Genomic DNA, 9805 nt, shown 5'->3' with positions numbered 1-9805 from the left:
CACCGCCCCCGCCCCGGGCACCGCCCCCGGTGTCGCCCCGGCGGCCGGCGGCTCGGCCCTGCCCGATCCTCGCCTCGCTGAGGCACTCCTCGCACGGCCCGCCGCCTGGTTCGCCGCCGAGCAGCCGTGTCTCGTCGCCGCCGTGACGCACTGCGCCGACAACGGCATGCCGCGCCTCGCGCGGGAGCTCGCCGCTGTGGTGATAGCGAGTTCCGCCGCGCTCTACAACCAGTTCGACGCTTGGTCCCGCACCCACACCGTCGCGCTCGCGGCCGTGCGGCGCAGCGGGGACACCGAGGGGGAGGCGCGGCTGCTGCACGGGCTCGGGCGGCTGCGGCTCGAACAGGACAGGTTCGACGACGCGTACGCGTACTTCCAGGACGCCCTGCGCCTGTTCGAGCAGACCGGTGCGGTACGCGACCGCGCCGACGCCCTCGCCGGCATGGGCACCGTGCGCCGCGAACAGGGCCGCTTCGCGGAGGCCCTGAACCTCCTGCACGCCGCCGTCACCGGCTACCGCGAGCCCGCCGACACCGCGGCCCTCGCCGACCTCCACTACGGCATCGGCGCCGTGCACCGCGACCGCGGCGCCTACCCCGAGTCCCACCGGGCGCTCACCCGCGCCCTGGAGCTGTACCGCGCCGTCGCCGACCGGCAGGGCGAGGCGCTCACCCTCCGCTCCCTCGCCCTCCACCACCGGGCCAAGGGCGAACTCACCGAAGCCGAACGCCTGCTGCGCGAAGCCCTGCGCGTCTTCGACGAGACCGGCGACACCTTCGGCGAGATGTACGCCAGCCAGTCCCTGGCCAAGGTCCGGCTCCGCCAGGGCTGTGTCGCCGAGGCACGCGAACGCCTCGAACGCTGCCTCGACGTCACCCGCGAGCGCCGCGACCTCTTCGGCGAGGCGCTCGTCCTGCGGTCGCTCGGCGAGACCCGGCTGGCCGCGGGCGACTGGGACGGCGCCACGGACGAGCTGCGGCAGGCCCTCGCCCTGTGGGAGGGTATGGAACTGCCCCTGTGGCGTGCCCGTACGCTACGGGACCTGGGTACCGCCGCCGCCGGACGCGGCGACCCGGCCGCCGCCCACGCGGCCTGGGCCGAAGCCCAGGACGTGTTCCGCACCCTCGGCAGCCGGGAGGCGGCCGAGGAACCCCCGGGCGGCGCGCCGACTCCGTGACAGCAGACGATCTGCAGCGGATCTGCAGGGCTTCTGCAGAGGCACCGGACACCCTGAAGACGTGACAGAGATTATCCTGCTCTCGGATCCCAGGGTCGCCGCCACCGGCGTCGACGGCACCGACGAACCCCTCGTCGACCTGCGCCGGACCGACGGCCTCCGCGTCGACCCGCGGAAGGCCGACGACGACGGCTCGTACGCCCATGTACGCGCCGACGTCGCCCGCCGGCTGCTCGCCGCCCAGCGGGAGCTGCCCGCCGGTGTCCGCCTCCTGATCGTGGAGGGCTTCCGTCCGCCCGGCCTGCAGCGGCGCTACTACGAGGAGTACGCCGCCGTCATGCGCGCGGACCACCCAGGCGCCCCGCCGGCCCGCATCCGCGAACTGACCAGCGCCTACATCTCACCGCCCGAAGTCGCCCCGCACGTCAGCGGCGGCGCCGTCGACCTGACCCTGTGCACCGACGACGGAACCGAACTGCCGCTCGGCACCGAGGTGAACGCCACACCCGAGGAGAGCGCCGGCGGCTGCCGCACCGCCGCCGCCGGCATCACGCCGGAGGCCCGCGCCAACCGGGAGCTGATGGGCCGGGCGCTGACCGCCGCCGGGTTCGTCAACTACCCGACGGAGTGGTGGCACTGGTCCTACGGCGACCGCTACTGGGCCCTCATCAGCGGCCGCCCTGCCGCCCTCTACGGGCCCGCCGAGCGCCCGACCCACCTGTAGCGACGCCTGTCGCGCCCGCGCGCCTCCCGTGACCGACCACCACGAGAGCCGCGCCGGCGCCCCGCCCAGCACACCCGCGACACCGCACCACCATGACCACCGGGGGAGCACGTGCACACCACCCGCACCACCACCGACCGGACCACCACCACCACTACCGACCGCACGTCCACCGACCGCATGACGCCCGCCGAGTTCGACGCCGAGTTCACCGCCGTCATGCCGCGGCTGCGGCGCCGCCTGCTGGCCATGACCGGCGACCCGTACGACGCCGACGACCTGCTCCAGGAGACGTATCTGCGCCTGTCGCGCCGCGCCCGCGACCGCACCCTGGCCCGCCGGAACCACCCGTACGCCTACACCTGCGCCGCCGCGCTCAACCTGCTGCGGGACTCCTGGGCGCAGCCGGCCAGGCGCCGCGAGCGCTGCACCGACCGGCTGCCCGAGACCGGCTGGGACGGCGGGCTCGCCTCGCGCGAGGCGGAGGCGACCGTCCTCGCTCTGCTCAGCGGCCTGTCCCCGAAGGAGGCGGCGGCCGTGATCCTCGTCGACATCGAGGGGCTCACGCACGACCTCGCCGCCGAGCGCCTCGGCGCACACCGCGGGACCGTCCAGCGCAACCGGATGCGCGGCCTCGCGAAGATCCGGGCCGCGCTCGGCTCGTCCCAGGCGTCCACGTCGTCCACGTCATCGGAATCATCCGAGTCATACGAGACGCCGGCCGGCACCGTCCCCTCCGCGAAGGCAGCCTGACCCACTGCCCCACGTACGTGAACCAGAACGAGGGGGAACACCACCCATGCGCCGCACGAAACGAACGCTCGCCCCGGCAGCCGGCGGACTGCTGCTCGCGGCGGTCATCGCCACCACGGGCGGGGCCACCGCCACCGCCGCCCCGGCACACGCCGCGGCACCCGCCAAGCCCGCGGCCGACTGCCGTCCACTGGCCGCCGCGCCCGCCGACGCCGCCGCCGTCGTCAACGCCGCCTGCTCCCAGCTCGGCGTCCCGTACTCCTGGGCCGGCGGATCCATCCACGGCCCCACGTACGGGAAGGACTACCCGGGCGGCGGGCCCGGCGCCAACGACAGCAAGGTCAAGGGCTTCGACTGCTCGCACCTCGTGCAGTACGCCGCCTGGCAGGGCGCGGGCATCCTGCTGCCCGAAGGCTCCTGGAACCAGGCCCAATGGAGCGGTGCCACCGCCCGCTTCACCCGCGGCCAGGGCCTCGGCCCCCTCCAGCCCGGCGACCTGCTCCTCTGGGCCAAGGACCCCAGGAACCTCGGCTCCGTCCACCACATCGCCATCTACCTGGGCGACGGCAAGATGGTCGAGGCCCGCGAGTCCGGCACGGTCGTCATGGTCAGCGACGTACGGCTGAACGCCGAGTACGCGGGCGCCGTCCGCATCACCGGCGGCGACAAGCCGCCCGCGAACACCAAGCGCTTCACGACCTGGGGCACCGACGTGAGCCTACGCCCCGACCCGAGCACCAAGAACCCGCCCGTCACCCGGCTCCCCGGCCCCACGGCCGTGGACGTCCAGTGCCAGAAGCGCGGCCAGCTCGTCCACGCCGAGGGCTACAGCAACGACGCCTGGTCCTACCTGCCCAAGTACCGGGCGTGGATCTCCAACATCTACATCGACCACAAGGACGCCTGGCTGCCGGGTGTTCCGACCTGCTGACCGGCGCGCACACCCGTAACAAGGACGACCGAGGAGACCTCTCGATGCACGAGACCACGCGCACCAAGCCCACGATGCCCGCGAAGTCCACCCAGTCCACCAAGCGCACCGGGGGCGCCCGTCGCACCAGGTCCGTCGGCGTCCTCGCCGCCGCGGCCGCCGTGGCCGCGCTGATCCCGGTCACCGCCGTCGCCGCCGAGACCGCCCCGGCCGCACCCGCCGGTGCCACCGGCTACTCCGGTTCCTGCCCGGCGGCCGGCCGGGTGAGCCAGGGCTACCACTCCGGGCACGACGGCGTCGACATCGCCAACACGCGCGGCACGCCGATCTACTCGGCGGGCCCCGGCACGGTCATCGTCTCCGGCACGGCCAGCGGCTACGGCCAGTGGATCCGCATCCGCCACGACGACGGCACCGTCACCGAGTACGGCCACATGTACGAGCGGCTCGTGCGCGTCAACGACCGTGTGAACGCCGGCACGCTGATCGCCCGCATGGGCTCCGAGGGCCAGTCCACGGGCCCCCACCTCCACTTCGAGGCGCACAGCTCCACCTCCAGCACCCGCGGCATGGACCCCGTCCCGTACCTGAGGGCGCGCGGCGTCGGCCTGCCCTGCACCCCGGGCGGCGGCGGCACACCCGGCGCGAACTTCACCACCTGGGGCACCTCCGTCCGCGTCCGCGCCGACGCCCGCCTCAACGCGGCCGTCGTCCGCACCCTGAGCGGCCCCACGGCGGTGTACGTGGACTGCCAGAAGCGCGGCGACCGTGTGAACGCCGAGGGCTACAGCAATGACGCCTGGGCGCACATCCCGGCCTTCGGCGGCTACATCTCCAACATCTACATCGACCACAAGGACGCCTGGCTGCCGGGGGTCCCCGCCTGCTGAGGCACCCGCATCGCCGGGCAGCCGCACGACACCGAAGGGCGCCCCCGCCGGACGGCGGGGGCGCCCTTCCGCCCGTACGTACGGGGGCGGATTCAGCAGCGGTCCACCGAGTCCGACGGGTCCTTGCCGATGTTGACGTTGCCGCCCCACACCCACACGTTGTGGCGCGTGGGCTGCATGACGTCGACACCATCGACGACGTGGCCCTTGTACCAGACGTCCGTGCCGTACGAACCGGCCTTGACGTACTGGCCGTGCACGTAGCAGAGCCCGTCCATGTAGTAACGGTCCTTCACGGAGCCGGTGTTGAGGATCAGCTTGCTGTTCGTCGTCGCGGCCTCCCTGACGTTGCTGTGCGTCTGGAGCGAGACGTAGAAACCGGCGGCGCCGGCGTGCGCCGTGCCCGCCGAGCCGCACAGGGCGAGGGCGGCTCCGGCCGCGAGGCCTGCGGTGCCGAGCCGGACGGCGCGGCGCCGGCATGACTGGGACATGGGATTCTCCGTCGGGTGCGGGGCCCCGGAGGGGCCAAGGGGTGGCTTGCCTGTGGGACGGCGTCCGAGGCCGTTCCGTATGACGTTCCGGCCCTCATACGTGACGTGCCGCTGCACCGTCCGACGGGTGGACGCGCACCCCGCCGAGAACCCCCGAAGGAGACGACATGACGAGCAGCGGCAGGACGACTCGGCGTACGGTGAGGCTCGCCTCCGCCCTGTGCGGCGCCGCCGCGCTGCTGGGCGGCGCCCTCGCGGTGCCGGCGGCCGCCGCGCCCGCGCCGAAGCCGGTGTTCACGACGTGGGCGACGGACGTCAACGCGCGTGTGGACGTGGACGGTTCGCAGAGCCACCGCTGCCCCGAGCACCCCTCGCCGGGCAACTGCCCGAAGGTGACGGGGCGTTCGCAGCCCGGCGACCGGCTCCAGGTCACCTGCCAGACACGCGGGCAGACAGTCGGCTCCAACCCGTACTGGGTGTACGTGGACAACCTGACGCGCGGCTTCCACGGGTGGATGGCGAGCTACTACATCGCGCACCCCGACAACTGGCTGCCCGGCGTCCCCCAGTGCTACGGGCCGTGACCCGGCCGGCCGCACGACGGCGACGACCCGCACCACGACCCTGGAGGTCACGCACCATGACGTCGTACCACGCCCCTGCCCGCGCCCTGGTGGGCGCCCTCATCCTGGCCCTCGCGATGCTGCTGCCGTACTCGAACGCCAACGCCAACGCCGACGCCGACACCAGCGCCGACGTCGACGTGCCCGCCGGGGTGACGGCGGGCGTCGCCGTCTTCGACCGCCGGACCGGCACGTTCACCGAACAGCACAACGCCGCGGTTCCGTTCAGGTCGGCGTCCGTCGTGAAGCTCCTCATCACGCTGGACCTGCTCTGGAACCGCGGCCCCGACGCGCTCCCGTCCGCCGACCGCTCCCGCGTCGACGCGATGCTGCGCGGCAGCGACGACGCCGCGGCGAGCCACTTCTGGTCCGCCAACGGCGGCGGCGCCATCATCGACCGCATGGTCCCGCGCCTCGGCCTCAAGGACACGGCACGGCCCCCGGCGTCCCACCCCGGCTTCTGGGGCTACACGGCCCTGTCGGCGCGCGACACGGTCACGATCTACCGCCATCTGCTGGAGTCCGCGCCCGCGCCCGTACGCGACTACGTGCTGGGCGCTCTGCGCCAGTCGACCCGCTGCGCCGCCGACGGCTACGACCAGCACTTCGGCATCGCGGGCGCCTTCAACCGCCCCTGGGCCGTGAAGCAGGGCTGGTCCGGATTCGGCTCCGGCGGCTGCACGGCCACCGCCGCCACCCGCACCGCCGCCACCCGCACCGCCGCGGCCGGCGTGGACCTCGGCCGCCCGGCCCTGCACACCACGGGCGTCGTCGGCGCCGGCGACCGCGCCGTCGTCGCCGTGCTGACCCTGCACCCGCAGGGCACCCCGTACGGCAAGGCGTACACCGACATCGGGCGGCTGACCCGCTCGCTGAACGTCCCCGGCGCCACCCGGCCCGCCGGCACCTGGATCGGCACGTGGGGCAGCGGCGTACGGGTGCGCCTCCAGCCGTCCACCGGCTCGCGCGCCGTCACGACGCTGCCCGCGGGAGCCGAGGTCCTGGTCGACTGCCAGAAGCGCGGCGAACGGCTCAGCGTCCCGCCGTACGTCAACGACTGGTGGGCCCGGCTGCCCCAGTACGGCGGCTACATGACGAACATCTACCTCCGCTCGCCCGACAATCAGGTACCAGGCGTACCCGTCTGCTGAGACCGCCGGGGCGCGTGCCCCGCCGCGGGCGCCGGGCCCAGCGTGGTGGTGCCCGGCGCCGCCCGGTGGCCCAGCCCCGTGCGGTACGCGTCGAGTGCCGCCTCGGTCCTTCCCGTACGGCGCAGCAGGTCACCGAGCAGCCGGCACAGGTCCGCGAGGTCGCCCGTCGCCCCGCTCCGCTCCAGCAGCCCCAGCGCCCGCACATAGTGCTCCTCGGCGCACTCGGTGTCGCCGCGCTCCTCGCAGATCAGCCCGAGGAGCCGGTGCGCGCCGCCCGCGTGCACGGCGCCGTGCCGGTCGTCCAGGTCGTCGAGCAGCGCCGACAGCAGCTCCGCCGCCTCGTCGTACCGGCCGAGCCGCCGCAGCACGTCCGCGAGCTCCACCTCCACCTGGGCGGTGTAGAGCGCGGCGCGCCGGGCCGCCAGCATGTCCCGAGCCGTACGCAACTCCCGCTCGGCCGCGTCGAGTTCGCCGCTCTGCGCCTGGACGTAGCCCCGCATCCAGTGGCAGTGCGCCAGATCGGTCAGCAGCCGCAGCTGCCGGTACATCGACTGGGCCTTGGCCAGTGACGCGTCGGCGTCGGCGGTGCGGCCCTCCGCGAGGAACGTCCGGGCGACCTGCCGGTGCATGCCCGCCACCAGCGCCGGGTCGTCGACCTGCGGCGCCAGGGCCAGCGCCAGCTCGGCGGCGTGCGCCGCGCGGGCGTGCGCGCCCATGTCGATGTACGGGCCGATGACCGCCGCGTACAGCATCACCAGCGCCTCGGGGTCGGCCAGCCCGCCGGTGGTGAGCGCGTCGATGGTGGACTCCAGCAGGTAGCAGGCGTAGCGCAGCTCCCCGGCCAGCAGATGGGCGACGGCCCGTCCGCGGATCGCGCGCGCCCGGCGCGGGAGCGGCTCGTCGGCCAGGAGCCGTTCGGCGGCCGCGAAGTGCTCCCCGGCCTCGGTGAGCGCACCGGTCTCCAGGGCGCAGTCGCCGAGCCCGAGGAGCGCCTCGGCCCGCTCGGCCGTCAGCCCGTACTGCCCGGCGTCCGCGAGCAGCCGCCGGTACTGGACGGCGGCCTCGTCCGCCGAACCGGTGGCGAGGGTGCGCTGCGCGTCGGTCAGGGCGAGTCTGAGCTCCGTCGCCAGATGCGGGGGACGGCCGGTGGCCAGCTCCTCGTACGAGGTGCCGAGCCGCCCGGCGAGGAACCGCAGCGCGGTCTCCGACGGCCGCACCTTGCCGGACTCCAGCGTCGAGACGTACGCGGCGGTGTACGACGGCTCGGCCAGCTGCCGCTGGGTCAGGCCGCGTTCCGCGCGCAGCCGCTGCACCCGCCGGCCGATCTCGGACGGTTCGTCCACGGTCACTCCCTCGTCGCTCGAACTCCCCAGTATTCAGGGCCTCCTGGCCATTGCGCAGCCACCGTGCGCCCGCCTACCTTAAGCGGCCGGTTCACCGTGTTTAAGTCAGCGCTTTACTCCGTATCGGGGGAGGACTCCGTGCGCTCGACCCTGCGCAGATACCTGACGTCGGCCGGCGCGGCCGCTGTCGCCGTCGCCTCACTCGCCGCCGCCGGCACCGCGTCCGCCGGCACCGCATCCGCCGGTACGGCGAGTACCGGCCGCCCGGCGCCGGCCACGTCGGCCGAGCTGGTGGAGGTGGAGATACCCGGCCCTGAGCACGGCGTGGTCGCCGGCTCCGGCCACACCCGCGTACCCGCCCACGGCCGGGGCGCGCCCGCCGCACGGCTCTCACCGGCGGAGCGGGAGGCCGACGGCGACGTCACGAAGATCATCGACAACGGCCCCACCGCCGACCGCCTGGACGTCGTCGTCATCGGAGACGGCTACACCGCCGGCGAACTCCCGGACTTCCACGCCCACGCCCGTGAGAAGTGGGCCGAGGTGACGGCCGTCGAGCCCTACACGACGTACCGGAACCTCTTCAACGTCTGGACCGTCGACGCCGTCTCGCGCGAGTCGGGCGTCACCGGCGACCCCGACCGCGCCACCGTCAAGGACACCGCGCTCGGCACGTACTTCTGGTGCGGCGACATCGAGCGGCTGCTCTGCGTCGACCAGGACAAGGTCGACGCGTACGTGGCCCGGGCCCCGGAGGCCGACCTGGTGATCGTCCTCGCCAACAGCGCCAAGTACGGCGGCGCGGGCTACAACGAGGCCAGCAGGACGCTCGGCTACGAGGGCATCTCGACGGCGTCCGCGCGCAACGAGAAGTCCGGCCAGGTCGCCGTCCACGAGACAGGGCACTCGCTCGGCGGCCTCGCGGACGAGTACTTCTACCCGGGGTACCCGGGCTACGAGGAGTACCGGGGCCCCGAGCCGGCCGAGCCGAACATCTCCACGCTCGACGCCGCCCGGATGGCGGCGCGCGGCGTCAAGTGGCACCGCTGGCTCGGCGAGGAGTCGCCGGACGGCGGAACGGTCGGCGCGTACGAGGGCGGCGGCTACTTCGCGACCGGGCTCCGCCGGCCCACGGACAACTCCCTGATGCGGGTCCTGGACAAGCCGTTCAACCTGCCGGGCGTGGAGGCGATGATCGCCGGCTTCCACCGCCACGCACAGGTGGCCACCGCCCTCACGCCCACCGACCGCACCCTGCGCCGCCACCACACGGCCAGGGTCGCCGTACCCGCCCTGACCGGCCCGGACGGGCGGCAGCTCACGGTCCGCTGGCAGCTGAACGGCCTGGAGCTGACGCACCTCGCGGGCCGCACGGAGGTGGACGTCGCGGAGCTGGGGCTGCGGCGGTACGACGTACGGACGCACACGCTGACCGTCACCGTCGAGGACAGCACGCCCGCCGTACGCGACCCGGGCATCGCCCGGAGCCTGCGGTCCTCGGTCACCTGGCGCGTCCGCCACTGACCCGCGTCAGCGGCGGTCCCCGGTCACTGCCGTGCGCCGCCGGGATCCACCAGGCCGTGCAGCAGACCGTCGAGCACGTCGACCGGCGTGACCGACGGCGACGGCGACGGCTGGGGCGCCGCGGCCCGGCCGCCCGCGGGGGCCGGGCTCGCGCCTCCGGACACGGCGGACGCGGACTCCCCGGCCGCTGCCGCCTCA

10 protein-coding genes are annotated in these 9805 nt (G+C 74.2%); 8 read left to right on the top strand and 2 right to left on the bottom strand.

Translation table 11 applies throughout. The features are described 5' to 3' along the window. The 5 genes from HTZ82_RS21980 to HTZ82_RS21960 all read left to right on the top strand — a co-directional run. Positions 1-1177: tetratricopeptide repeat protein (locus tag HTZ82_RS21980; RefSeq protein WP_175411171.1), on the top strand; the 1177-nt coding region annotated here is incomplete at its 5' end. 61 nt (positions 1178-1238) lie between these two features. Then, positions 1239-1901, top strand: coding sequence for a M15 family metallopeptidase (locus tag HTZ82_RS21975; RefSeq protein WP_175411170.1), 663 nt, complete (start codon positions 1239-1241; stop codon positions 1899-1901). A 111-nt stretch (positions 1902-2012) separates the two neighbouring features. Next, on the top strand, positions 2013-2654 hold the full coding sequence (locus HTZ82_RS21970; protein ID WP_309235621.1) for an RNA polymerase sigma factor: 642 nt from the start codon (positions 2013-2015) through the stop codon (positions 2652-2654). A 46-nt stretch (positions 2655-2700) separates the two neighbouring features. Further along, positions 2701-3585, top strand: a complete 885-nt coding sequence (locus tag HTZ82_RS21965) for an NlpC/P60 family protein (protein ID WP_175411169.1) — start codon at positions 2701-2703, stop codon at positions 3583-3585. A gap of 44 nt (positions 3586-3629) precedes the next feature. Beyond that, a complete protein-coding gene (locus tag HTZ82_RS21960) occupies positions 3630-4475 on the top strand; it encodes a M23 family metallopeptidase (RefSeq protein WP_175411168.1) in 846 nt (281 codons plus the stop codon). Between the two features lie 92 nt (positions 4476-4567). On the opposite strand, the gene HTZ82_RS21955 is transcribed toward HTZ82_RS21960, so the two are convergent. After that, positions 4568-4966 carry a hypothetical protein gene (locus HTZ82_RS21955; protein ID WP_175411167.1) on the bottom strand — a complete coding sequence of 133 codons (399 nt, stop codon included), beginning with the start codon at positions 4964-4966 and terminating at the stop codon, positions 4568-4570. Positions 4967-5133: 167 nt separating this feature from the next. On the opposite strand from HTZ82_RS21955, the gene HTZ82_RS21950 reads away from it, so the two are divergent. Beyond that, positions 5134-5550: a hypothetical protein gene (locus HTZ82_RS21950; protein WP_175411166.1), complete on the top strand. Its 417-nt coding sequence runs from the start codon at positions 5134-5136 to the stop codon at positions 5548-5550. Positions 5551-5606: 56 nt separating this feature from the next. Then, on the top strand, positions 5607-6740 hold the full coding sequence (locus HTZ82_RS21945; RefSeq protein ID WP_175411165.1) for an SH3 domain-containing protein: 1134 nt from the start codon (positions 5607-5609) through the stop codon (positions 6738-6740). On the opposite strand, the gene HTZ82_RS21940 is transcribed toward HTZ82_RS21945, so the two are convergent. After that, entirely contained in the window at positions 6713-8083 is a 1371-nt protein-coding gene (locus HTZ82_RS21940) for a helix-turn-helix transcriptional regulator (protein ID WP_175411164.1), read from the bottom strand. The genes HTZ82_RS21945 and HTZ82_RS21940 overlap by 28 nt on opposite strands. A 138-nt stretch (positions 8084-8221) precedes the next feature. Between HTZ82_RS21940 and HTZ82_RS21935 the strand changes: the two genes are divergently transcribed. After that, positions 8222-9607, top strand: coding sequence for a M64 family metallopeptidase (locus HTZ82_RS21935; RefSeq protein ID WP_175411163.1), 1386 nt, complete (start codon positions 8222-8224; stop codon positions 9605-9607). The last annotated feature ends 198 nt before the right edge of the window (positions 9608-9805 follow it).

The sequence above is a fragment of the Streptomyces sp. TRM64462 genome (assembly GCF_013362995.1).
Taxonomy (GTDB): Bacteria; Actinomycetota; Actinomycetes; order Streptomycetales; family Streptomycetaceae; genus Streptomyces.
Note: the sequence above shows the minus strand (reverse complement) of the source record. Positions and strands in the feature narration are given on the sequence as shown.